Source organism: Bradyrhizobium sp. Crot121, assembly GCF_059512385.1.
The window spans coordinates 14105-37380 of sequence record NZ_JCAMOR010000005.1; the positions used below are offsets into that span (position 1 = coordinate 14105).

Genomic DNA, 23276 nt, shown 5'->3' on the forward strand with positions numbered 1-23276 from the left:
AGAGGCAGTAGTGCTTGAGCCGAGAGGCCGCTGGTTACTGGATGCCCCCGCCGGAGCTTGTCGTCGGCCTCGCCGAAGGCGAGACCCGGTGGCGGAGCATGACAAGAAGAACGATCATCAGAAGTCGATCTTCGCCGCTTCGCCATCGCGGATACTGGCGACGATGCCCTCCTGTATCTTGCTAGCGATGCTCGGGCGGTAGTGGATGAAATCGGCAAAATTCGCGCGGTCGCGGGTCAGTGCATTGTCGATGCGGTAGTTGATGAAATTGCTGTTCGGCCGACCGGCCACGACGCGCTTCAGAGCCGCGTTGCACGCCTCACGGTCGGCCGCAGCGGGCGTACCGGGCTGCGGCATCTTGCTTTGCAGGGTCGGCGGCACGACGATGACGACGCTGGTCTCGGCTGGAAGCTTCTTGACCGCCGCATCGAGTCGCGCGACGTCGGGCAACATCTCGCGCTCGGCGACCGTTGCGGCCGGCGGCGGATCGCGCGGCGGACTGATTTCGCGGAAGGTGCCGGGCAGCCAGATGTCCTCGTAGCTGAAGAAGCCGGTGGGGTCCCTGCGCTGATGCCAGCCGAGGCCGATCGAGAGCCGTTGGAACGTGCGCTCGATCGTCGTCCATGACAGCAGGTGTGTCGCATAAGGGAGAGAGCTTTCGCCATAGAGCCAATCGGGGAAGGTGCCCGGCGGCGACTGGATGGGGACGTGATGGCACCACCAGGGATCAACGACGAACACCAGTGCGCGCACCCGCTTGTGATGCCGCAGGAAGAAATCGAGCAGCATAAGCTGCTCGTGCGGATTGCCGCCAGTCATGTAGAGCTGCACGAAGTTCAGGCCGGTCGCCTTCGACAGCTCCGTCGGTTCAAGCATCTGCGCGGTCGAATTGCCGATGATGGCGGAATCGAAATTCGGATCGCGCGCGCGGCTTGCCGCAGACGTGAGCGTGTTCCGATCGTCGACGCCGTCGATGCCGAGAAAGCCAAACTTTCCGGTGTCATAGGGATCGACCAGGATCATTAGCGCGTAGAGCAGCAGCAAGCCGCCAACCAGCGTACCGACACAGTTGGCCAGACAACGGCTCCATTCGGGCGACGTGTCAGAACTGGTAGTAAGCGAAGCCACGAACGTTCCCTTCTCCGAGCAAGATCAGGATGACCAACAGACCGAGGCCGGCGACTACGCCGAGCCAGGGTCGCGGCCGCTGCATCACGCGTTCGACGATGTCCTGGGTCGCCGGCAGCAGGAAGGCCATCAGCGGAACGACGACGAGCGGCCACAGATGCTTCCCCTCCGACAGATTGGGCGGAACGGCGAGGCCGTGGAAGATGTTCAACGCCGCATCGAGCGTGCCGGCGCGGAAGAACACGCCGGTCAGAAGCACGAAGATCACCGTCAGCGCCCATCCGGCGAGCGCGGGCAGCCGCGGCCCGTAGCGGCGCCACAGCGAGCAGACCACCAGCGCCAAGCCATGCAGCGTGCCCCACAGCACGAAGGTCCAATTCGCGCCGTGCCAGAGGCCGCACAGCGCCATGGTCAGCACCATCACCGCGAAATATTGCAGTTGGTAGAAGCGCCGCGGCACCATGCGCTTGTTGGCGAGCGGAAAGAACAGATATTCGCGCAGGAATGTCATCAAGGTGATGTGCCAGCGCTGCCAGAAATCCTGGATGCTGGTGGAGCGGAACGGCGCATCGAAATTGTACGGCAGCTTGACGCCGAACAACAGGCCGAGCCCGACCGCGATGTCGGAATAGCCGGCGAAGTCGTAGAGGATCTGGATGCCGAAGGCGAGCGCGAGCCATGCGTCGCCATTGCTCACCGGCCCTTCGAGCGCCCGCGCATAGATCGGATCGATCAGCCGCGCAATACGGTCGCCAAGCAGGATCTTTTCGACGAGCCCGATCAGGATGAAGGCGATGCCGACGCAGAACTGGCGCTGCCAGCCCGGCACATAGACCTTCTTGCCGAACTGCTCCATCACCTGCGACCAGCGCACCAACGGTCCGGCCAGCGCCTGCGGGAAGAAAGAGATGTAAAGCGCGTAGCGGTTCAGCGAATAGGTCGGCGCCTTTCCCTTGCGCAGATCGACCAGATACATGATGTGGTGGAAGGTGAAGAAGGAGATGCCGAGCGGCAGCACGATGTCGAGCACGGGCATCGGCCGCCCCAGCGCAAGGCCGATATTGTAGGCGAGGAAGTTGGCGTATTTGAACCAGCCGAGGACGCCAAGATTGGCAACGATCGCAGCGGTGATGATCCACGGCATCTTGGTCCTGGCATAGGTCATCGCTGCAATCCAGTTGATCAGGATCGACAGGATCAGGAGCAGGACGAAGGGCGGATTGCCGTAGGCGTAGAACACCAGCGACATCGCAACGAGCGTCCAGATCCGCCACTGCGGATGCGGATCGACAAATCGATAGATCAGGATTGCCGCCGGCAGGAAGCCCAGCAGGAAGGGGTAGTCGTTGAACAGCATCAGCCGGCAATCTCAGGCATGACCCGGGTTACTCACCTTATCCGCCGGAAGCCGACGACTATCCGTGCTCGAGCTCGGCCACGTCGGGCGCCGGCTCGTGCAGCCGCCGCAGCGCGATCTTCTCCGCACTCGGCACCTTGACGTTCCAGGCCAGTCCCAGCGCGGCAAGCACTCGGATGAAGAGATAGCCGGGATCGAATTCGAACCATCGCAACCCGAACGCCGCCGAATAAGGAAAGGCATGGTGATTGTTGTGCCACCCCTCGCCCCACGCCAACCATGCCATTACGCCGAGATTGCGGCTGTTGTCACCCCGGGTGCGGTAGGGACGTGCGCCAAACGTGTGCATGACCGAGTTGATTGCCGACATTGCCTGTTCGACCGCGAACATGCGCGCCACGCCGCCCCAGAGGAACCCGGCCACCGCGCCCCATAGGCTGCCGGCGACCAACCCGCCAATGGCGGTCGGGATCAACAGCCCCACCAGCACCCAGGCGTAATAGTAGCTGTTGACCCGGACCAGCACCGGCTGCGCCATCAGGTCCGGAACGTAATGGGCGACATTCGGATAATCATGCTCGATCATCCAGGTCAAATGCGCATGCAGGAAGCCGCGCAGACGGCCGAGGAGGCTCCCGCCATGCAGATTGGGCGAATGCAGGTCGCCCTCGTGATCGCTGAGTTCGTGGTGGCGACGATGCATGGCGGCCCAGGATACCATCGACCCCCGCCCGGCCATCGAGCCCATGATGATCAGCATCGCGCTCACGGCTGTCCCGGTTGTGAAGGCGCGGTGCGTGAACAACCGGTGATAGCCGACGGTGAGGCCGAGGCCTGTGACCAGCCACATCGCGAAGAATAGGCTGATTTCGAGCGCCCCGATCGGGCGATAGAACAGGGCGCCAAGCGCGATCAATGTCCCGATGAATGGCAATACATCGAACAGGATAAAATGCTGCCGCTGCAATCGATGAAAATGCCGGCTCCGGATAATCCGATGGTCGCGCATGAATAATGGAACAATTGGGAAACAAGTTCCATCAGTATAGAGTCGGCCCCCGCCCGCAACCATTGCGACGGATTTGCCCTGCAGATCGCGAACGCGGGCGGCGGGTGTTGCAAAAATATCGAGCTCACTACTCGCCGTCGCGCAATCGCCGGTAAACCGCGCCCAGGATGTTGGAATAGTCGTCGGTCCAGACCCGCTGCTTTTCATCGGCCTCGGTTTCGGTCCACGAGTCGGACGAGGCGAGCTTGCCGACATCGGCCTCCTCGCGGGCGGAGATCACGACCGAGGTCGAGAAAATGTACTCGCTGTCACGGCCGGAATCCTCGCTGTAGACCCAGCTCTTGAGGTCGTTGGCCTCGGCGATGCCGACCACGACGCTGGAAAGCTCGAGGTGGCGGTTGGAGACGTGCATCACCACCGCGCCCTGCGGCGCCAGCTTGGCCTTGTAGATCGCCATCGCCTCCTCCGTCGCCAGATGGATCGGGATCGCGTCGGACGAATAGGCATCGACGATGATGAGGTCGTAGATGCCATCAGGCTCGCGAGCGAAGGTGAGCCTGGCATCGCCGATCACCGGCTTCAAGTCAGGGGCGCAATTCTGGATGTAGGTGAAATATTTCGGATCGCGCGCGGTATCGACCATGGTCTGGTCGATCTCGAAGAACTTCCATTGTTCGCCCGGCTCTGCGGCGCAGGTGAGCGTGCCTGAGCCGAGTCCGATCACGGCCACCTTAAGCGGAGCGCCCTTGCGCTCGCGCATCGCCGCGATCGTCTGCCCGATGCCGCCGTCCTTGTGATAGTACGTAATGGGTTCGGGCCGGCCGGTTACCGGCGTGCCGTTGTCGTTCTTGAAGCGCTCGGCGCCGTGAATGGTGGTGCCGTGCATCAGCACGTGATATTGGCCGTTCGGCGTCACCACGATCTTGTGCACGCCGAAGAAACTGCGGACGGTCTCGACCCGGCCGTTATCGGAGGGGTAAGCGCGCAACAGCAGCAGCGCCACCACGACGGTCGCGAAGATCTTCCAGCGGCTCGCGTTGAGCGTAAGCGCCAGCAGCGCCGAGAGCACGCCGACCGCGCCGATCACCCACGACCGCCGCTCGTCGAGCCAGTTGAACAGCGTCCCGGTTGAATAGGACGGCACGATCAGCGCGACCGCGAGCACGGCAAGGAACGGCCAGTACCAGGCACTCCAGCGCGGCAGCCGCTCTCCCCCGCCGGACGGCCGGCACAGCGCGGCGAGCGCCAGCAGGATCGGGTATTCCGCCACCCAGGAGAAGGCAAACGGCGCGATCAGGCCTGCGAACAGGCCGCCGACCATGCCGCCGAACGACAGCGCCACGTAGAAGCCGGTGAGGTATTTTGCTGCCGGCCGGGTCCGCGCCAATTCACCATGGCAAGCCATCGCGATGATGAAAAAGGCGAGTTGGTGACCGCCCAGCGTCAGCAGCAGACTCTGTTCGCCACCAACCGCAAGCAGGATGACGACGCACGCAATTGCGATTGGCTGCGCGCGAAGCATGAACTCATGCGAAAACAGCGGGCGCGACTGGAACACCAGCACCCAGGTCAGGAGGTAAAGCGACAGCGGCAAGACCCAGAGCAGCGGCGCTGCCGCAACGTCGGTCGAGATGTGCGCGGTCACGGCGATCAGAAGGCCCGAAGGCACCGCGGCAAGGAAGATCCAGCGCAAACGCAACAGCCAGGAGGGTGCCGGCGCATCGGCATCATCGACCGGCAAATTCAGCGCCGCCGCGCTCGCGGACGAACGCATCAACAGCACGCCGCAACCCGCGATCAAGAGGATCAGCAAGCCATAACCGCCGGTCCAGATCAGGTTTTGCGTGCGCAGCGTGAACATCGGCTCCAGCAGCACCGGATAGGACAGCAGCGCGAGAAAGCTGCCGATGTTCGAAGACGCATAAAGGAAGTACGGATCCGGACCGTTGGGATGGCCGGTGCGTACAAACCAGGCCTGCAGCAGCGGGTTGTTGGCGGCGAGCGCGAAGAACGGCAGGCCGATCGAGACCGCGAACAGGCCGAGCAACCAGAACGCGTAACCTGAGGTCGGTGGATCGCCCCAGCCGCTCTGGATCGCGAGCGGCAGCGTCAGCATGGCCGCGACCAAAAGCAAGAGATGCACCGCGACCGGAGCCGCGCGGCTCTTCAGCTTCATCAAATAGTGCGCGTAGGCGTAGCCCGCGAGCAGCAGCGACTGGAAGAACACCATCGCCACCGACCACACCGCCGGTGAGCCGCCAAGCCGCGGCAGCACCATCTTGGTGAACAGCGGCTGCACCGAGAACAACAGGAGCGCGCTGACGAAGATCGCGGTGGTGTAGACGATCAACACCAGCCGGTTTCGCGCGGCGGACGGCTTGGAAATCATGAAAGCTCCGGCTTGGGCCCGGCGGACGCCGCGGCGAGATTTCCGGCGCATGCACGCCAGAGGTTTCAATTGAGCATATGACGGTATGGTAGGCAATGTAACCCGGTAACATGGACTTGACGATGTGCCAGTGCGGAGCGACATGCCGGAGTATGAGAGGATATGAGTCCGCATTCTCGCGACGCGTTGCGTCCGAGCTTTGCTTCACTTTCCACCCTCCTCGAAAGACAGAGGGCGCAGGGAAAGCCGGGCGCTGGTTGCACCCATGGGTCCCGTGCAACAAAAAGCACGGGGGTAGGACCACAGGTTCAACCGAAGCATTCCGGCTTTCCCTGCGCGATGGTTTACGGTTTCCTTCGCGCTCTCCCCGGTGACCGGGCTTTCTTGCCACCGTCGCTCTGTTCAACGAACAGACCTTAGCGCCAGCGTCGGGGCGCCAGGACCACACGACTTCGCCGTCCGTGATACGCGTGCTCGTCAGTCACACGCATCGCGTCCACCGCATCTCACCGCAACGTTCGTGACGATCGCGACCCGCCCCTCATTTGGATGAGACGTGCGGAGTCATAGAGGTGATTTGCCCGACGGCGAAAGCGGAATGTTTTTTGCGTGAGGACTGGACCGCGCAAATCACGTTGATTGGATTAAGGAAAATCGTGCGAATGACACGACGCCGTCATGCCCGGGCTTGTCCCGGGCATCCACGTCCTTTGGCTCCGTGCGCGGAGAGAACGTGGATGGCCGGGTCAAGCCCGGCCATGACAGAGGAGAGGATTGCGCGATGCGTCCCACTGTCATTCCGGGGCGTCCGAAGGACCAGCCCGGAATGACGGAGCGGACGGAGGGCGCCCCGGAATGACGACGGGGGCGAGTGACGAAATAACTCGTGGCTTGTGCGCAACGATGGGTTACTGGCAAGCTCCTTAAGAAAATGAAGCTGACATGAACGAAACGGACGTCGTCATCATCGGTGCCGGGCATAATGGCCTCACTTGCGCGGCCTATCTCGCGATGGCGGGGTTGCGCGTGAAAGTGGTCGAGCGCCGCAAGGTGGTGGGCGGTGCGGCGGTGACGGAAGAATTCCATCCCGGATTCCGCAACTCGGTCGCCGCCTATACGGTGAGCCTGCTCAATCCGAAGGTCATTGCCGATCTCAGGCTCGCCGAGCACGGCCTGCGGATCGTCGAACGACGCGCGCAAAACTTTCTTCCGTCCTCCGACGGCAGCCATCTCCTCACCGGCGAAGGCCGCACCAAGGAAGCCGTCGCCAGGCTCAGCGCGCATGATGCGGAGGAGATCGGCATCTTCTCGCGCCAGCTCGAGGCAATCGCCGACGTGCTGCGCCAGTTCGTGTTGCGCGCACCGCCGAACCTCGTCGAGGGGTTTGGCGCGGACGCGCTCCGCGAGGCCTTCAACGCGCTCGGCTCCGCCAACCTCTTGCGCAAGCTTTCGCTGGAACAGCAGCGCGACCTGCTCGACCTCTTCACCCGCTCGGCCGGCGAGATGCTGGACGAGCGGTTCGAGAACGACCTGGTAAAAGCGCTGTTCGGCTTCGATGCCATCGTTGGCAATTATGCGAGCCCCTATGCCGCCGGCTCGGCTTACGTGATGCTGCATCACGCCTTCGGCGAAGTGAACGGCAAGAAAGGCGTCTGGGGCCACGCGATCGGCGGCATGGGCGCGATCACGCAGGCGATGGCGGCCGCGGCACACGCGCATGGCGCCGAGATCGAAGTGGATAGCGGCGTGCGCGAAGTGATGGTCGAGAACGGCCGCGCCGCCGGTGTCGTGCTCGACAACGGCACCACCATTCGCGCCAAGTACGTTGCCGCCAACGTCAATCCGAAACTGCTCTACACGCAGCTGCTGCCGGCGGGCGCGCTGGCGCCGGAATTCCTGCAGCGCATGTCGCGCTGGCGCAACGCCTCCGGCACCTTTCGCATGAATGTCGCGCTAGCCGGCCTCCCCTCCTTCACCGCATTGCCGGGCGCAGCCGATCACCTCACCGCCGGCATCATCATCGCGCCGAGCCTTGGCTACATGGACCGCGCATGGCTTGATGCGCGCAGCTTTGGCTGGAGCCGCGAGCCCATCGTCGAAATGCTGATCCCCTCGACGCTGGACGACAAGCTGGCGCCGGCGGGACAGCATGTCGCGAGCCTGTTCTGCCAGCATGTCGCGCCGGAACTGCCGGGCGACGAATCCTGGGACGATCATCGCGATGAGGTTGCCGACCTCATGATCGCGACGGTCGACAGATACGCGCCCGGCTTTGCCGCAAGCGTCATCGGCCGGCAGGTGCTCTCTCCGCTCGACCTGGAGCGGCAATTCGGCCTATTGGGCGGCGATATCTTCCACGGCGCGCTGACGCTGAACCAGCTCTTCTCCGCCCGCCCGATGCTCGGCCATGCCGACTACCGCGGCCCGCTCAAGGGGCTCTATCACTGCGGTTCCGGCGCTCATCCCGGCGGCGGCGTCACCGGCGCGCCCGGTCACAACGCCGCGCAGGTGATCCTGGGCGATCATCGCTCCCTATTCGCAAGGCGTTGAAAAGCGTGTGGACAGGGTGTGGATATCAGGTGGATGCGGATGTGCATCCATCTCCCGGTCAAGCCGCCGCGGGCCGCGACACGTCGCGATCGTCGGCAAACAGCGTTTCGAGCAGCTTCACAACCTGCTCCCGCCCCTGGCTCGGCTGGCTCAGGAATTCCGCGAGCTCGATCTCGTCGGTCTCGATGGCATACCCGGCACCGCGGAAGTCACCCCGCTTCTTTTCGTGCTCGACGAACAGCCGGCTGGCTTCGGTATCGAACGCCAGGCGCCAGCGGTCCTCGTCGGCACCTTCCGAGCGCTGATAGAGCGGCCGTCTTAACAGGGACATGGGACCCTCCTTGTTTTGGCCGCCAGCCTATCACGACTTCGCTTGCTTCACCTCGCCCGCTTGCGGGAGAGGAGCGCAGCATCCATCGCGGCGGCATTTCAACCTGATCGGATCACACTCTAGTCAGGTGGAGAACCCTGTTGAAAACCCCGGCATTCTCGGCTGGCAACTTCTCCATGACGGCCCGTGCACGCGCCGGAAGACAATCGCGTCGCGAACTACGGTGATCGATCCGGTTTAGCGCCGCTTGCGGCGGCCGGGGCGATCGATGAGAAAATCGTCCAGCTTGGAGCCGGCACCAAGTCGCTTTGCCAGCCATAGAGGCTGTTTGCCGCGACCCGACCACGTCTCGCCAGGGTTTTTCGGGTTCCGATACTTCGGGAGAACCTTTGGATAAGGGCGGCGGCTACGATCTGGTTTCGCGGCTTCGCCGGGCGACTGAAGCTTGCTCAGCCGGTCCTCGAGCGTGGCTTTCTCGGTGATTATGCGTTGCGTCAGCTCGGCCGCTACTCGTTCATGAAGCGCCCACAGTTGGTCTGTGGACATGGATCGGAAGCCGTTATTTTTCATCGAGTCGCGCCCAGGAATAAAAACAGAGCGCACTTACCAACGACGCCGGACACAAACAAGCGTCCAGATACCACTTGGCGCATCCCTCACAGGGAGAAGTTCCGCTTCCTGTCGTCAAGGCATCAGACTCGCGCATTCAGGCGCGGCCGCGATGACGTCCTGTCCTCTCGCTTCGAGGCCGCCTGGAAGATGTTTGCCGTCGCCTCGCAAGCGCCCTCGCTTCCGCCTCCCGCACCTGTCGTCGAAGGTCGTGAAGTTCAGCAACGCGTTGGGCTATCAGCTTCACGCTCCTGCGAAGAATTCTGGCCGAGAACCTTTTACAACCACTCATTATTACTCCTAAATAAAACAACTGTAAATTTAATAAAAGCAACTGGTTACCATCATGCATTGTTCATATGAACTTTCAATTGTAGGAAAACCACGGGCTTTTGGCACGCACGCGTACCCGCTCCCAGAGCCCGATCAAAGAGTTACTCGAAGTTTCGGCTCCCTACTGCCTCGCCGGAATCCAAGATGATAATGCGATCGTGGTTAATGCTGACATTCCGGATGAAGTCGAAACGGTTACCCTAAATGCTACCGAAACCTACCCATCGTGCCAGCCTCGCGCTTCCCGACGAGCAGACCGCCAGGCGGCTGGTCGACACGCTGACCGAGATATTCTTCGAGGGCGAGACGGCGATTGCCGCGTTCGAGCGGCCGGACGGGCGCTGGGAAGTCACCGCGCATTTTGCCGATGCGCCGGACCAGGCGTTGATGCGCGAGCTCGTCGCCAATGCGGCCGGCGAAGACCTCGCCAAGACCATTGCCTTCGACACCGTCGAGGCCAAGGACTGGGTCAAGGCCAGCCTCGAGGACCTCGTCCCCGTCCCCGCCGGGCGCTTCGTCGTGCACGGCCAGCACGACCGCACCCGCGTGGCGCCGAACAAGCTCGGCATCGAGATCGAGGCCGCGCTGGCCTTCGGCACCGGCCACCACGGCACCACGCGCGGCTGCCTCTTACTGCTCGATCACGTGCTGAAGGCGCATCATCCGCGCCGCGTGCTCGACCTCGGCACCGGCACCGGTGTGCTGGCGATCGCCGCGGCGAAGGCGCTGCACGGCACAGTGCTGGCAAGCGACATCGATCCGCCATCGGTCAACGTGGCGCGTGAGAATGCCGAACTGAACGAGACCGGCCACCTCGTGACGACGATCCGCGCCACCGGCTTCTCGGCGCCGCAATTTTCCCAGCATGGCCCGTTCGACCTCGTGCTCGCAAACATCCTCGCCAATCCGCTGCGGCAATTGGCTGGTACGATGGCGCGCCATCTCGCGCCTTCCGCGCACGTGATCTTGTCGGGGCTCCTGACGCATCAGGCGCCAAGCGTAATCGCCGCGTACCGCGCGCGCGGGCTGGTGCCGTTACGGCATCTGAAAATCGAGGGATGGAGCAGCCTGCTGCTGCGCTCGGTTAAGTGAGCCCTCTGGCAAGGGAATGCGGCGATTGCACGCTTTGCTGCAAGGTCATGACGATCGAGACGCTCGCGAAGCCGGCAGGAGCGTGGTGGCCGGAATGCAAGCCTGGGCGCGGATGCCAGAGTTATGAGAACCGACCGGCTGAGTGCCGATCGTTCAATTGCCTGTGGCTGACCGATCAGCGATTTGGACCACACTGGAAGCCGAGCAAGTCGAAACTCGTGCTGACGACGTCTCAGGACGGGATCGAAATCCGGTGCGATCCTGGCTTTCCGGACGCTTGGCGACGGGAGCCGATCCGAAGCGAGATCACAAAGCTCGCTGTTTCCGGCGAGGAGCATGACGTCACCGTGCTCGTCATCATCGGAGCAAAGATGATGCTCGTAACGCCCGATCGCGAGTTCGATCTGGGTGTCGTCGGGCCGTATCAGAGGATCGTTCGGGAGCTGGAAGGAAACCGGGTGATCGGCGCAAGCGTAGTGAAGGTTTCCGATCTGGACGAACGGATGTGAAATGTACCCCGCAGGCGGTCGCAAGAAAGGCCTATTCGGCCGCCTTGTTTTTGCCGAGCGCGGTTTCGCCCTTCTCCGCCTTCAGCCGGCGCCTGACGCGCCGTTCCACAAAGCGATCCAGGATCTGGACGATGACACCGCGCTGCTTCTGTTCGATCGGAGCAATCGGGCCGCGGCGAACTGGCGGCGAAATCTTCTCAAAGCTGAAAGCAGGCATTGTGTATCCCCTCGCCGTTGAGTTGAGACACTCCTGGAAGCCTCCCCGGGCATTCGTTATCGAACGGCTTGCCTTGAAAACCGTTCTGTCTTTTCTAAACCTGCATGACGGTATTGAAGCATAACTTATGCCAAATTGTGGCGATATCCGCTGACATTGCGGACCTGTCCACGCAGCCATAAAGTGACTGGCATGTTCGAAGCCCATTTCCAGACGTTCGAAGAACCCGAAGGCGGCGTGGCGCTGACGGCGCGATTGGCCACGTTCCGCGAGGAATTGGCGCGGCGCAAGCTGACCGGATTCGTCATTCCCCGTGCCGACCAGCAGCAGAATGAATATGTTGCACCGTCCGAGGAGCGGCTGGCGTGGCTGACCGGCTTCACCGGATCGGCGGGACTTGCGATCGTGCTGATGCAGGAAGCCGCCTTGTTCGTGGACGGGCGCTACACGCTGCAGGCGGGCAAGCAGGTCGACCAAAAGGCCTGGCAAATCCAGCCGCTGGTCGATCCGCCGCCGGAACACTGGCTGACGAAACATCTTTCCGCCGGCGACCGCCTAGGATTTGACCCGTGGCTGCACACTTCTGCGGCAGCCGAGCGTCTCGCGGCGGCGTGCGCCAAAGCCGGAGCCGAGTTGGTTGCGGTCGACAGCAATCCCGTCGACGCGATCTGGACCGAGCGCCCGCGCCCGCCGCTCGGGCCGATCACCATCCACGGCCTGCGATTCGCCGGCGAAGCCGAGGCCATAAAGCTGGAGCGGATCAGGGACGAGATCAACAAGCTCGGCGTCGATGCGCTGGTGCTGTCGGACAGCCACGCGGTGGCCTGGACGTTCAATATCCGCGGCGCCGACGTCTCGCATACGCCGCTGCCGCTCTCTTATGCGCTGGTGCCGAGAGAGGGCCGGCCGACGGTGTTCATTGATCACCGAAAACTTTCGAATCTCACGCGGGACCATCTCGAGCAATCCGCCGATGTCGAGGAGCCGGACCGGCTGACGTTGAAGCTGACGGAACTCGCGCAGCGCGGTGGCTCGATCGCGCTCGACAATGCGACCGCCGCCGACGCACTGAATCGCCTGATCACCAGTGCCGGCGGCACGCCTGTGCGCGGCAACGATCCCGTGAGCCTGTTGAAAGCCGTGAAGAACGCCGCGGAGATCCATGGCACGCGAACTGCGCATCAGCGCGACGCGGTGGCGCTGGCACAATTCCTGGCCTGGATCGACCGCGAGGCGCCCGCCGGCGGGCTTACCGAGATCGACACCGTCGAGGCGCTGGAGACGTTCCGCCGCGATACCGGGGCGCTGAAGGATGTCTCATTCCCGACCATCGCCGGCACCGGGCCGAATGGCGCCATCGTGCACTACCGCGTCACCCGCAAGAGCAACCGCCGGATCGCACCCGGCGATCTGCTCTTGATCGATTCCGGCGCGCAATACGAGGACGGCACCACCGATGTCACCCGCACCATCGCGATCGGCCAGCCGACAGACGAGATGCGCGACCGCTTCACCCGGGTGCTGCGCGGCCATATCGCGATTGCGCGCGCGGTGTTCCCCGACGGCACCACGGGCGCGCAACTCGACACGCTGGCGCGGCAATATCTCTGGCAGGCCGGCATCGATTTCGAGCACGGCACCGGCCATGGCGTCGGCAGCTATCTTTCCGTGCATGAGGGGCCGGCGCGAATCTCAAAGCTCGGCACCACGCCGCTGAAGCGCGGCATGATCCTCTCCAACGAGCCCGGCTACTACAAGACCGATGCTTACGGCATCCGGATCGAGAACCTCGAGCTCGTGATCGGCATCGACATATCAGGCGCCGAAAAGCCGATGAACGGATTCGACACGCTGACGCTGGCACCGATCGATCGCCGGCTGATCGACGTGACGATGCTCAGCGAGGCCGAACTGAAGTGGCTCAACGACTACCATGCCCGCGTCAGGGCCGAGGTACGCCCGCGGCTCGACGATGACGCCACGAAGCTGTGGCTCGATGAGGCGACGGCGGCGCTGAAGTAGTTGCTGTCATTCCGGGGCGCGTCGAAGACGCGAACCCGGAATCTCGAGATTCCCGGTTCGATGCTTCGCATCGCCCCGGAATGACTCCGTGTTTTCTCGGCCTCCCGGAATCGGCATAGCCGCATGCCGAAACATCCGTATTCGCATCTGCGCATCTCGTTACATTCGCCGCCATGAAAGGATGCGAAGCTGAATGCATGGCGTGATGGGCAAGCCGCCCGACGCGGCAACGAAGGACATCGCGACATCGAAGCTCATGCTGCTGTTGCTCGTCGCCATGACGGGCGTGGCGCCGATCTCGCTCTATATGCTGGTGCCGGCGCTGCCGGTGCTGGCGACGACGTTCGGCCGCGACATCTCGATCGCGCAGATGACGGTGTCGCTGTTCATGGTCGGCATCGCCTGCTCGCAGCTCATCATGGGGCCGCTGTCGGACAAGTTCGGACGGCGGCCGGTGCTGCTGGCCGGCCTCGGCCTGATGGTGGTGGCTGGTATCGGCAGCATTTTTGCGGAAACCCTGCCGCAACTGATCGCGGCGCGCTTCTTCCAGGCGCTCGGCGGCGCCAGCGGCATGGTGGTGAGCCGCGCCATCATCCGCGATCTCTACAGCCGCGACCGCGTCGGCGCCATGATCAGCCTGGTGATCGCCGTGATGATGATCGCGCAGATGCTGAGCCCGCTCACCGGCGGCCTGCTCGAGACCGCGTTCGGCTGGCGCGCGATCTTCTATGCCATCACCGCCGGCGCGCTCGCGGTCGCCGTCGGAATCGCGCTGGCGCTGCCGGAGACGCGCCGCGTCCGCAGCGAAGACAGCAACTTCCGCCGCGATGTCGGCAGCCTGATCAGGAGCCGCGCCTTCATCGGCTATGTGCTGTGCCAGGTGCTGGCCTCGCAGATCATCTTCACCTTCGCCGGCGGCGGACCCTACATCGTGGTCACCCAGATGGGACGCACCAGCGCCGAATATGGCGCGTGGTTCGCGACCACGGGCTTTGCCTATCTGGTCGGCAATCTGCTCTGCGTGCGCTTCGCACCGCGCCATTCGCTGGAACGGCTGATCTGGTTCGGGCTCGCGCTGCAACTCGGCGGCAGCCTGTTGAACCTCGTCTTGAGCCTTACCGGGGTCAACCAGGCCCCGCTCTGGCTGTTCGGCACCCAGATGATCGTGATGGCCGGCAACGCCTTCGTGATGGCGAACTCGGCGGCCGGTGCGATCAGCGTCCGCCCCGAAGCCGCCGGCACCGCCTCCGGCGCGATGGGATTCCTGCAGCAGGGCATCGGCTCGCTGGTGTCGCAGTTCGGCGCCTATCTCGGCGGCCACTCCACCACCACGCTGCCGCTGACGACCGCCATCCTCATCATCTCGATCGCATGTGCCTCGAGCATGATCTTCCTGGTGCCGAAGCGGAACACGGTGGTGAGCGGGGAGATGATCGAGGAAGCGGAAGGGGACGAGGCGGGGATGATGTAGCTGTTGACCTCCAGCGCCGCAACAAACTCGTCATGCCCGGGCTTGTCCCGGGCATCCACGCAGCACAGATGCCCGAGACGAAAGACGTGGATGGCCGGGACAAGCCCGGCCATGACGGAGGAATGGGCTCACTCCCCGATCAGCTTCAGCCACTCGTCCTCGGTCAGCACGGCCACGCCGTGCTTCTGCGCTTCGGCGAGCTTCGATCCTGCACCGGGACCTGCAACCACATAGTCCGTCTTCTTCGACACCGAGCTGGCCGCCTTCGCGCCCAGTCGCTCGGCGGTCGCCTTGGCCTCGTCGCGCGTCATCTTCTCCAGCGAGCCGGTGAACACGACGGTCTTGCCGGCGATCGCTGAATTGCTCTTGGGCTTTTCGGTATCGATGATCTCGTCGAGCTCCTTGACCAGACGCTCGACGATGCCGCGGTTGTGGCTCTCGCCAAAATAGGCGGCAACGCTCTTGATCACGGTGTCGCCGATCTGGTCGAGCGCATCCATCTCGGCAATCGCCTCCTCGTCACCCTTGGCGACGCGCAGGCAGGCATCATGGAACGCCTCCCACGAGCCATAGCCGCGCGCGAGCGCCAGCGCCGTGGTCTCGCCGACATGGCGCATGCCGAGCGCGTAGATGAAGCGTTCGAGCGCGATCCGGCGCCGGTGCTCGATCGCGGCGAACAGGTTGCGCACCGAGGTCTCGCCGTACCCCTCGATCGCCTCGAGCTTGAGCTTCTGGTTGCGCTTGGGCAGCGTGAAGATGTCGGCGGGCTCCCGCACCCATTCCTTCTCGAAGAAAAATTCGAGCTGCTTCTCGCCGAGGCCGTCGATGTCGAAGGCGCGGCGCGAGACGAACAGCTTCAGGTGCTCGATCTTCTGGAACGGACAGGCGAACTCGCCGGTGCAGCGGGCGCGCGCGCCCTCCTCGCCCGTCGCGGTCTCCTCGCGCACGACGTCAGTATGCAGCGGGCACGGGCACTTCTTCGGGAAATGAAACTCTTTGGCGTTCTTCGGCCGCTTGTCGATGACGACATCGACCACCTGCGGGATCACGTCCCCGGCGCGCTGGACCACGACGGTGTCGCCGATCCGGATATCGCGCCCTTCGCGAAGCTGCTCGCCGTGACCGCCGATGCCCTTGATGTAATCCTCGTTGTGCAGCGTGACGTTCTGCACGATGACGCCGCCGACGCCGACCGGCTCGAGCTTGCCGACCGGCGTGAACGAGCCGGTGCGCCCGACCTGGATCTCGATATCGCGCAGCACGGTCATCGCGCGCTCAGCCGGGAATTTATGCGCGATCGCCCAGCGCGGCGTGCGTGACACGAAGCCGAGCCGCTCCTGCCAGTCGATCCGGTCGACCTTGTAGACAACGCCGTCGATATCGTAGTCGAGCTCGGCGCGCTGCTCCTCGATCTTGCGATGGAATGCGAGCAGCTCGTCGACGGAGTGGCAGAGCTTGGTCAGCGGATTGGTCTTGAAGCCGCAGCGCTCGAACCAATGGATCATGCCGCTCTGCGTGTCCTCCGGCATCGCGCTCATCTGGCCCCAGGCATAGGCGAAGAAGCCGAGCGGCCGCGAGGCGGTGATGGTCGGATCCTTCTGACGCAGCGAGCCCGCGGCCGAATTGCGCGGATTGGCGAAGACGGTGTCGCCGGCAGCCTTCTGGCGTTCGTTGAGCGCGAGGAAGGCCCTCTTGGTCATGTAGACCTCGCCGCGCACCTCGCAGATGTCAGGCACGTTGCGACCCTTCAGCTTTTGCGGGACATCCTCCAGCGTTCGGATGTTGGCGGTGACGTCCTCGCCCTCGGCGCCATCGCCGCGAGTCGCGGCGGTGACGAGCTCGCCGCCCTCATAGCGCAGCGACATCGACAATCCGTCGATCTTCGGCTCGGCGGAGAAATCGATCTTGTCGTCACTGAGCCTGAGGAAGCGCACGATGCGGTCGACGAAGTCGCGCACGTCGCCTTCGGCAAAGGCGTTGTCGAGGGAGAGCATCGGCAACGAATGCCGCACCTTCTTGAATCGTCCCGACGGCGCAGCGCCGACCTTCTGCGACGGCGAATCAGGGGTGACGAAGTCGGGAAAGCGCTTCTCGATCGCGTTGTAGCGCTGACGCAGCGCGTCGTATTCGGCGTCGGTGACGGTCGGCGCGTCTTCCTGGTAATAGCGCCGGTCATGCGCCTCCAGTTCGAGCGCGAGCCGCGTATGCTCGACCTTGGCCTGCGCCTTGGTGAGCTTGTCGACGTCGGGGAGCGCGCGCGCTTTTGCTGCCTTGGCCATGGCACACGATCACGCGGTTGCCGCGCGCAACAGGCGCTCCGCCGCCGCCCTCGCCTCGGCGGTGATCTCGGCGCCGGCGAGCATGCGGGCGATTTCCTCGCGGCGGTGGTCGGCGGCAAGCGCGTTGACGCGGGTGGCGACGCGCTTGCCCTTGTCGAGCGCGTCCTTGGAAATCAGCAAGTGCTGGCTGGCGCGGGCTGCGACCTGCGGCGCATGCGTCACCGCCATCACCTGCACCTTGTCGGCGAGCCGCGACAGCCGCGCGCCGATCGCGTCCGCCACAGCGCCGCCAACGCCGGTGTCGATCTCGTCGAACACCAGCGTCGGCGCCGAGCCGCGGTCGGACAGCACGACCTTCAGCGCCAGCAAAAAGCGCGACAGCTCGCCGCCGGAAGCGACCTTCATCAGCGGCCCCGGTTTTGTCCCCGGATTGGTCTGGACCCAGAACTCGACGCGATCGATGCCTTCCGGCCCGGGGGAGGTCGCATCGGTCTCGACCTGCGTCATGAATTTCGCGCGCTCGAGCTTCAGCGGCGCCAGTTCGGCGTTGACGGCCTTATTGAGCTTTTCGGCGGATTTGGTCCGCACCGCCGACAGTCTTGTTGCCGCCGCGCCGTAGCGCTTATCGGCTTCCGCTGCCGCGGCTTCGAGCTTCTTCAACTGGTCGGCTCCGGCATCGATCAGCGCGACGTCGGCGGCATATTTGCTGGCGAGCGCGGCCAGTCCATCGACCGGGGTCGCATATTTGCGCGAAGCGGCGCGCAGCGCGAACAGGCGCTCCTCGATGCGCTCGAGCTCGGCCGGATCGAAATCGGCGGCCGCAAGTGCAGCGTTGAGGTGCTGGTCGGCCTCTTCGAGCGCGTTGATGGCGGTATCGATCGCCTTCACCGCGGGCTCCACCAGCGCCGGCGAGCTGGCGGCGCGGCGCTCCAGGCGGCGCACGGCGGCCGACAGCGCCGCCACCGGCGAATGCGGGCCCGAGATCGCCTCCTGCGCCTCCCGCAGGTCGGTGGCGATCTTCTCGCCCTGCATCATGGTGGTGCGGCGGCCCGCGAGCTCGGTCTCCTCGCCGTCCTTTGGCGCCAGCGTCTTCAGTTCCTGCGAGGCGTGGCGCAGGTAATCGGCCTCTCGCGCGGCGCGTTCCATGCCGGCGCGATGCTCCTCCAGCGCAGCGTTGGCGCTGCGCCGCGCCTCCCACAGCGATTCCAGCGCCGCCACGTCCTTCTCGAGCCCGGCAAAGGCGTCAAGCAGCCGCCGATGGGTCGAGGCATCGACCAGGGCGCGCTCGTCATGCTGGCCGTGGATTTCGACCAGTGCGGCGCCCACTGCCTTCAGGGTCTGCACAGAGATCGCCTGGTCGTTGATGAAGGCGCGGGTGCGGCCGTCAGCGAGCTGCACGCGGCGCAGGATCATCTCGCCGTTATCGTCGAGCCCGTTATCGGCCAGCAGCTTTGCCGCCGGGTGATTTTTGGGCACGTCGAAGGTCGCCGTCACCTGCCCCTGCTCGGCGCCGTGCCGCACCAGCCCGGCATCGCCGCGGCCGCCGAGGGCCAGCGCGAACGCATCGAGCAGGATCGATTTGCCCGCGCCGGTTTCGCCGGTCAGCACCGCAAGGCCGCGGGAGAATTCGATATCGAGCCGTTCGATCAGGACGATGTCACGGATCGACAGACGCGCCAGCATGTGAGGACTATTCCAGGCCTATAATATCTTCTTGAAGGTCCTGCTGATCCAGGAACCCTGATTCTCGCTCGGCTCGAGACCGCCGGACCTTACTAGATTATAGGCGTCCTTGTACCAGCGGCTGTCAGGAAAATTGTGCCCAAGCACGGCGGCTGCGGTCTGGGCCTCGCTCGGGATGCCGATCGCCATATAGGCCTCGGTGAGCCGCGCCAAGGCCTCCTCGACATGCCGGGTGGTCTGATACTGCGTAACCACAGTCTTGAAGCGGTTGATTGCGGCGGTGAAGTCGCGCCGCTCCATGTAGTAGCGGCCGACATTCATCTCGCGGCCGGCGAGCTGGTCGCGCGCGCCTTCGAGCTTGGCCTTGGCGGAGGTCGCATATTCCGAGGTCGGATATTTGCGAATCACCTCTTCCAGAGCTGCGATCGCCTTTTCGGTGCGGGTCTGGTCGCGGGTGATGTCCGGGATCTGGTCGTAATGCGAGGCTGCGATCAGGTATTGCGCGTAGGCAGCATCCGGACTGCCGGGATGCAAGGTGACGTAACGTGTCGCCGAGCCGATGCAGGTATCGTAGTCGCCTTGCTGGTAGGAGGAATAGGCAGACATCAGGAGCGATTTGCGCGCCCAATCCGAATACGGATGCTGCCGGTCCACCTCCTCGAACTTCTTCGAGGCCGCACGAGGATCCTTGCGCTGGTTCATCAGGTACAAGCCCTCATTGTAGAGCTTGTCCGCGGGCTCCTCGACGAAGGTGTCATCCTTGGCCAGGAACTTGTCCCACAGCGGACCGGTACCGCAGCCACCCAACGGCAGCGCCAGCACGATCAGGCCCGCAGCCAGCCGCAACAATGACGCCCATCCGGCGCGGCCGGCCGATGAGGTGCATGATTCGTGCGTGCTACGCGATAACGGCATGAATGTGAGAACCCGGCGCCTTGGAAGCGATTGATGGCGATCTGTCCACGAACGAGGCCATGGACGGAAATTTTCCCCGCGCCTGTGCTGCCCCGTGCAACCGCAGGCCTGTCTAGCCGAAAAACGACCTTGGACCAACCGAATACGGAGCCAATCCGCCCGGATTAAGGCGATCCAAAGATGGTCTTTATCGGCTGTGGTTACTGCGGAGAACGCTAACAGAAAGCGTCTTTAGGACACATCCGGGCCATAGGCCGGGGCGATCAGGCCGCCGACGGTGGCGCTTCCGACCTCGGCAACGGTGCGCGAACGGCGCGCGGTTTCCGATTCGACCACCCGCCAGGCGCTGCGATCGGAAAGCAGCGCGGTCAGCGCCGCGTGGTTCAGCTTGTGACCACCGCGAACCGAGCGATAGGCGCCGAGGATCGGCAGGCCAGCCAGCGCGAGATCGCCGACCACATCCAGCACCTTGTGGCGGACGCATTCATCACGGAACCGCAGACCTTCGGTGTTGAGCAGACGAGTCTCGTCGAACACCACCGAGTTTTCGAAGGAGGCGCCAAGCGCGAAACCTGCGCTCCACAGCCGCGCTACGTCATTCATGCAGCCGAAGGTGCGGGCACGCGAAATCTCGCGACGGAAGCTCTCGGCGGAAAGATCGAAGCAGTAGCTCTGGCGGCCGATCAAGGGATTGGCGAAGTCGATCTCGACTTCAGCGCGGAAGCCGCCGGCAAAGGGACGGAACTCACCGAAGCAGTCGCCGATCGCGACCTGCACCGGCTTCAGGACCTGGAGAACGCGGCGGGCGGCGGATTGGGTGACGATACCAGCCTGATCGACCGCGGCGACGAAGGCCGCGGCGCTGCCGTCCATGATCGGCACTTCCGGACCGTCGATTTCGATGGTGGCGTTGTCGACCCCCATGCCGCGCAGCGTAGCCAGCACATGTTCGGCGGTCGATACCAGCGGTCCCTCGCGGTCGCCCAGGACGGTCGCGAATTCAGTCGCGATCACGGCGTCGGCGGTGGCGTGAACTTCGCGGTCGGCCCCGTCGAGACCCGTCCGGATAAAAGTGTAGCCGGTGTCAACGGGAGCAGGTCCAATGGTCAGGCTGACCGGTAAACCGGAGTGAACGCCGACGCCCGTCACGGTGGCCTGCGACCGAAGCGTTGTTTGACGGCTCAATTTCATCCGATATGCGCCCACTACCCGACGTAACCTAAGACGAGGCGGCCTTACTTCCCCAACCGACTCGCTTAGGCATCCCCAAAGTTGGACAGACCATAGTCACCGCCCGAAAGCGTACAACTCACGCTTCTTTACCGATTGTTACCCCATCTCCGCCGCAATCGCGCCAAGGCTTAACCAAATTGCGGAGCGGCCGGACACCCTTTCGGTACCATGACCAAGTCATGGAATACCTGATTAATCATTTAATTTCAGTTACTTGTTTGCCGGTCTACGACTGCGGAGACGGTAAAAGAAAAGAGCCCCGGCGGGTTCCGCCGGGGCTCTGTGGATGGTCCGGACTGTAACAAAGCTCAGTTTGCCTGCCGGCGCAGGAAGGCCGGGATATCAAGATGATCGTCTCCCTGTGGCGTCGGCGCAACAGGTGCCGGCCGTCCATGGGCATCCAATCCTTGGGGCGCCGGACGCTTCGCATACTCTGATACCGGATCGTGCGCCGCCATTTGCTGCGCCACGCTGCGTTGCGGCTTGCGCTCGGGCAGCGGCGGCATGGCCGGTCCGGAGGCGCGGGCCGCCACCGGCGGTTCGCTCTCCTCCTCCCGGCGGCCGAGGCCGACATTGGCGAGCCGCTGCAACAGCGACAGGCGGGTCTTCTGCGGATGTTCCTCCTCGGCCTCACCACGGGCTTGGCGAATCTCCGCCTGGGCCGGCATCGGCAGGTCCTCGAACTTCGGCATCCGCGGCGTGCGCACCGGCGGCCGCTCGGCGGTCGGCGGAATGAAGTTTTCCGGCGTCGCCGGCTCATGGGGCTCGACCCTGGTCGTTTCCGGATCGGGGAACAGAGTCGGCTTCTGCGCGATCGGACGGACGGTGACGTCGCCATAGGACGCCGGCTGCATCGGCGCGGCCTGCTGTTCCGGCGACACGGCGGCGGCGATGGCGGCGAGCGCGGCACGCTCGACGCTGCCCTGCTGGCGCAGCGGCGGCGGGGCGGCAGGCGCCGGGGCGGCGGGCGCAGCCATCGGGGCGCCGCCGGCTTCCAGCTTATGGGCACGCTCGGCCAGGCGCTGGTTGTCGGCGCGCAGCCGCGCGGTCAGGTCGGCGAGCCGGCTCTCGGGCGAACCGTTGCCGGTCGGCGCAGGCGCAGCGGGGGCCGCGGCGGCGGCGTTGCGGGCGATTGCGGCCTGCTCGATGCCGGTCGCAACCACGGAGACGCGGATGATGCCGTCGAGCGTCTCGTCGAAGGTGGCGCCGACGATGATGTTGGCGTCGGGGTCGACCTCCTCGCGGATGCGGGTGGCGGCCTCGTCGACCTCGAACAGGGTGAGATCCTTGCCGCCGGTGATCGAGATCAGGAGGCCCCTGGCACCCTTCATCGAGGAGTCGTCGATCAGCGGATTGGCAATCGCGGCCTCGGCGGCGGTGAGCGCGCGCTTCTCACCGGTCGCCTCGCCCGTGCCCATCATCGCCTTGCCCATCTCGCGCATCACGGCGCGGACGTCGGCGAAGTCGAGATTGATCAGGCCTTCCTTGACCATCAGGTCGGTGATGCAGGCAACGCCCGAATAGAGCACCTGGTCGGCCATCGCAAAAGCGTCGGCGAAGGTGGTCTTCTCGTTGGCGACCCGGAACAGGTTCTGGTTCGGGATGATCAGCAGCGTGTCGACCACCTTGTGCAGCTCGGAGATGCCGTTCTCGGCGGTGCGCATGCGGCGCTGGCCTTCGAAGTGGAACGGCTTGGTCACCACACCGACGGTGAGGATGCCCATCTCGCGCGCGGTCTTGGCGATCACGGGAGCAGCGCCGGTGCCGGTGCCGCCGCCCATGCCTGCGGTGACGAACACCATGTTGGCGCCGGTGAGGTGATCACGGAGCTCGTCGATGACCTCCTGCGCGGCGGCCGCGCCGACATCCGGCTGCGAGCCGGCGCCGAGGCCCTGGGTCACCTGCGTGCCCATCTGGATGATGCGCTGCGCCTTCGACATGGTCAGCGCCTGCGCGTCTGTATTGGCGACGACGAAATCAACGCCCTGCAGCCCGGCGGTGATCATGTTGTTGACGGCATTGCCGCCAGCGCCACCGACGCCGAAGACGGTGATCCGCGGTTTCAGCTCGCTGATGTCAGGAGGGGTCAGATTGAGTGCCATGGTTGCCTCTCGATTACGCGCGCGCGTAGGTTCGCCCCGGCCTGCGG

At 64.2% G+C, this 23276-nt stretch carries 17 protein-coding genes; 5 read left to right on the top strand and 12 right to left on the bottom strand.

Going from position 1 to position 23276, the window contains the following annotated elements; genetic code table 11:
* Nucleotides 1-117 precede the first annotated feature (117 nt).
* From AC5ZGW_RS07335 to AC5ZGW_RS07350, 4 genes are all read right to left on the bottom strand, one after another.
* Nucleotides 118-1128 (bottom strand): hypothetical protein, encoded by a 1011-nt coding sequence (locus AC5ZGW_RS07335; RefSeq protein WP_165435600.1) that lies wholly within the window; start codon nucleotides 1126-1128, stop codon nucleotides 118-120.
* Nucleotides 1103-2485, bottom strand: coding sequence for an MBOAT family O-acyltransferase (locus AC5ZGW_RS07340; protein WP_130230549.1), 1383 nt, complete (start codon nucleotides 2483-2485; stop codon nucleotides 1103-1105). The genes AC5ZGW_RS07335 and AC5ZGW_RS07340 overlap by 26 nt, the downstream gene beginning before the upstream one ends.
* A gap of 58 nt (nucleotides 2486-2543) precedes the next feature.
* Entirely contained in the window at nucleotides 2544-3452 is a 909-nt protein-coding gene (locus AC5ZGW_RS07345) for an acyl-CoA desaturase (protein WP_130230551.1), read from the bottom strand.
* A gap of 169 nt (nucleotides 3453-3621) precedes the next feature.
* Nucleotides 3622-5883, bottom strand: coding sequence for a fused MFS/spermidine synthase (locus AC5ZGW_RS07350; RefSeq protein WP_130230553.1), 2262 nt, complete (start codon nucleotides 5881-5883; stop codon nucleotides 3622-3624).
* A 942-nt stretch (nucleotides 5884-6825) separates the two neighbouring features.
* Between AC5ZGW_RS07350 and AC5ZGW_RS07355 the strand changes: the two genes are divergently transcribed.
* The gene (locus AC5ZGW_RS07355) at nucleotides 6826-8433 is read left to right on the top strand and encodes a phytoene desaturase family protein (RefSeq protein ID WP_130230383.1); all 1608 of its coding nucleotides are present in this window, start codon (nucleotides 6826-6828) and stop codon (nucleotides 8431-8433) included.
* Nucleotides 8434-8491: 58 nt separating this feature from the next.
* Here AC5ZGW_RS07355 and AC5ZGW_RS07360 read toward each other — a convergent pair whose 3' ends face one another.
* Together AC5ZGW_RS07360 and AC5ZGW_RS07365 are read right to left on the bottom strand one after the other, a co-directional pair.
* Entirely contained in the window at nucleotides 8492-8764 is a 273-nt protein-coding gene (locus AC5ZGW_RS07360; RefSeq protein ID WP_130230381.1) for a hypothetical protein, read from the bottom strand.
* A 237-nt stretch (nucleotides 8765-9001) separates the two neighbouring features.
* Nucleotides 9002-9334, bottom strand: a complete 333-nt coding sequence (locus AC5ZGW_RS07365; RefSeq protein WP_165435592.1) for an H-NS histone family protein — start codon at nucleotides 9332-9334, stop codon at nucleotides 9002-9004.
* 576 nt (nucleotides 9335-9910) lie between these two features.
* On the opposite strand from AC5ZGW_RS07365, the gene AC5ZGW_RS07370 reads away from it, so the two are divergent.
* Nucleotides 9911-10798, top strand: coding sequence for a 50S ribosomal protein L11 methyltransferase (locus tag AC5ZGW_RS07370; RefSeq protein ID WP_130230379.1), 888 nt, complete (start codon nucleotides 9911-9913; stop codon nucleotides 10796-10798).
* 218 nt (nucleotides 10799-11016) lie between these two features.
* Nucleotides 11017-11307, top strand: coding sequence for a hypothetical protein (locus AC5ZGW_RS07375; RefSeq protein ID WP_245287524.1), 291 nt, complete (start codon nucleotides 11017-11019; stop codon nucleotides 11305-11307).
* Nucleotides 11308-11338: 31 nt separating this feature from the next.
* Here the strand turns inward: AC5ZGW_RS07375 and AC5ZGW_RS07380 are convergent, their stop codons facing one another.
* A complete protein-coding gene (locus AC5ZGW_RS07380; RefSeq protein WP_028167486.1) occupies nucleotides 11339-11524 on the bottom strand; it encodes a hypothetical protein in 186 nt (61 codons plus the stop codon).
* A gap of 192 nt (nucleotides 11525-11716) precedes the next feature.
* On the opposite strand from AC5ZGW_RS07380, the gene AC5ZGW_RS07385 reads away from it, so the two are divergent.
* Nucleotides 11717-13546, top strand: coding sequence for an aminopeptidase P family protein (locus tag AC5ZGW_RS07385; protein ID WP_496113892.1), 1830 nt, complete (start codon nucleotides 11717-11719; stop codon nucleotides 13544-13546).
* Between the two features lie 193 nt (nucleotides 13547-13739).
* Complete coding sequence (locus tag AC5ZGW_RS07390) at nucleotides 13740-15017, top strand: multidrug effflux MFS transporter (protein ID WP_130230375.1); 1278 nt, start codon at nucleotides 13740-13742, stop codon at nucleotides 15015-15017.
* Between the two features lie 128 nt (nucleotides 15018-15145).
* Here the strand turns inward: AC5ZGW_RS07390 and ligA are convergent, their stop codons facing one another.
* From ligA to ftsZ, 5 genes are all read right to left on the bottom strand, one after another.
* Nucleotides 15146-17296 (bottom strand): NAD-dependent DNA ligase LigA, encoded by a 2151-nt coding sequence (gene ligA, locus AC5ZGW_RS07395; RefSeq protein ID WP_130230373.1) that lies wholly within the window; start codon nucleotides 17294-17296, stop codon nucleotides 15146-15148.
* Nucleotides 17297-17305: 9 nt separating this feature from the next.
* Nucleotides 17306-18979 carry a DNA repair protein RecN gene (gene recN, locus AC5ZGW_RS07400; protein WP_463327869.1) on the bottom strand — a complete coding sequence of 558 codons (1674 nt, stop codon included), beginning with the start codon at nucleotides 18977-18979 and terminating at the stop codon, nucleotides 17306-17308.
* Nucleotides 18980-18997: 18 nt separating this feature from the next.
* The gene (locus tag AC5ZGW_RS07405; protein WP_028167491.1) at nucleotides 18998-19894 is read right to left on the bottom strand and encodes an outer membrane protein assembly factor BamD; all 897 of its coding nucleotides are present in this window, start codon (nucleotides 19892-19894) and stop codon (nucleotides 18998-19000) included.
* A gap of 231 nt (nucleotides 19895-20125) precedes the next feature.
* A complete protein-coding gene (gene lpxC / locus AC5ZGW_RS07410; RefSeq protein ID WP_130231566.1) occupies nucleotides 20126-21085 on the bottom strand; it encodes a UDP-3-O-acyl-N-acetylglucosamine deacetylase in 960 nt (319 codons plus the stop codon).
* A gap of 350 nt (nucleotides 21086-21435) precedes the next feature.
* Nucleotides 21436-23229 carry a cell division protein FtsZ gene (gene ftsZ / locus AC5ZGW_RS07415; protein ID WP_463327868.1) on the bottom strand — a complete coding sequence of 598 codons (1794 nt, stop codon included), beginning with the start codon at nucleotides 23227-23229 and terminating at the stop codon, nucleotides 21436-21438.
* Between the last annotated feature and the right edge of the window lie 47 nt (nucleotides 23230-23276).

Coding starts and splice junctions, on each gene's coding strand:
- AC5ZGW_RS07385 (WP_496113892.1), top strand. CDS start 11,717: ATGTTCGAAGCCCATTTCCAGACGTTCGAAGAACCCGAAGGCGGCGTG.
- AC5ZGW_RS07340 (WP_130230549.1), bottom strand. CDS start 2,485: ATGCTGTTCAACGACTACCCCTTCCTGCTGGGCTTCCTGCCGGCGGCA.
- AC5ZGW_RS07370 (WP_130230379.1), top strand. CDS start 9,911: ATGCTACCGAAACCTACCCATCGTGCCAGCCTCGCGCTTCCCGACGAG.
- recN (WP_463327869.1), bottom strand. CDS start 18,979: ATGCTGGCGCGTCTGTCGATCCGTGACATCGTCCTGATCGAACGGCTC.
- AC5ZGW_RS07360 (WP_130230381.1), bottom strand. CDS start 8,764: ATGTCCCTGTTAAGACGGCCGCTCTATCAGCGCTCGGAAGGTGCCGAC.
- AC5ZGW_RS07365 (WP_165435592.1), bottom strand. CDS start 9,334: ATGAAAAATAACGGCTTCCGATCCATGTCCACAGACCAACTGTGGGCG.
- ftsZ (WP_463327868.1), bottom strand. CDS start 23,229: ATGGCACTCAATCTGACCCCTCCTGACATCAGCGAGCTGAAACCGCGG.
- AC5ZGW_RS07355 (WP_130230383.1), top strand. CDS start 6,826: ATGAACGAAACGGACGTCGTCATCATCGGTGCCGGGCATAATGGCCTC.
- AC5ZGW_RS07380 (WP_028167486.1), bottom strand. CDS start 11,524: ATGCCTGCTTTCAGCTTTGAGAAGATTTCGCCGCCAGTTCGCCGCGGC.
- AC5ZGW_RS07350 (WP_130230553.1), bottom strand. CDS start 5,883: ATGATTTCCAAGCCGTCCGCCGCGCGAAACCGGCTGGTGTTGATCGTC.
- AC5ZGW_RS07405 (WP_028167491.1), bottom strand. CDS start 19,894: ATGCCGTTATCGCGTAGCACGCACGAATCATGCACCTCATCGGCCGGC.
- ligA (WP_130230373.1), bottom strand. CDS start 17,296: ATGGCCAAGGCAGCAAAAGCGCGCGCGCTCCCCGACGTCGACAAGCTC.
- AC5ZGW_RS07390 (WP_130230375.1), top strand. CDS start 13,740: ATGCATGGCGTGATGGGCAAGCCGCCCGACGCGGCAACGAAGGACATC.
- lpxC (WP_130231566.1), bottom strand. CDS start 21,085: ATGAAATTGAGCCGTCAAACAACGCTTCGGTCGCAGGCCACCGTGACG.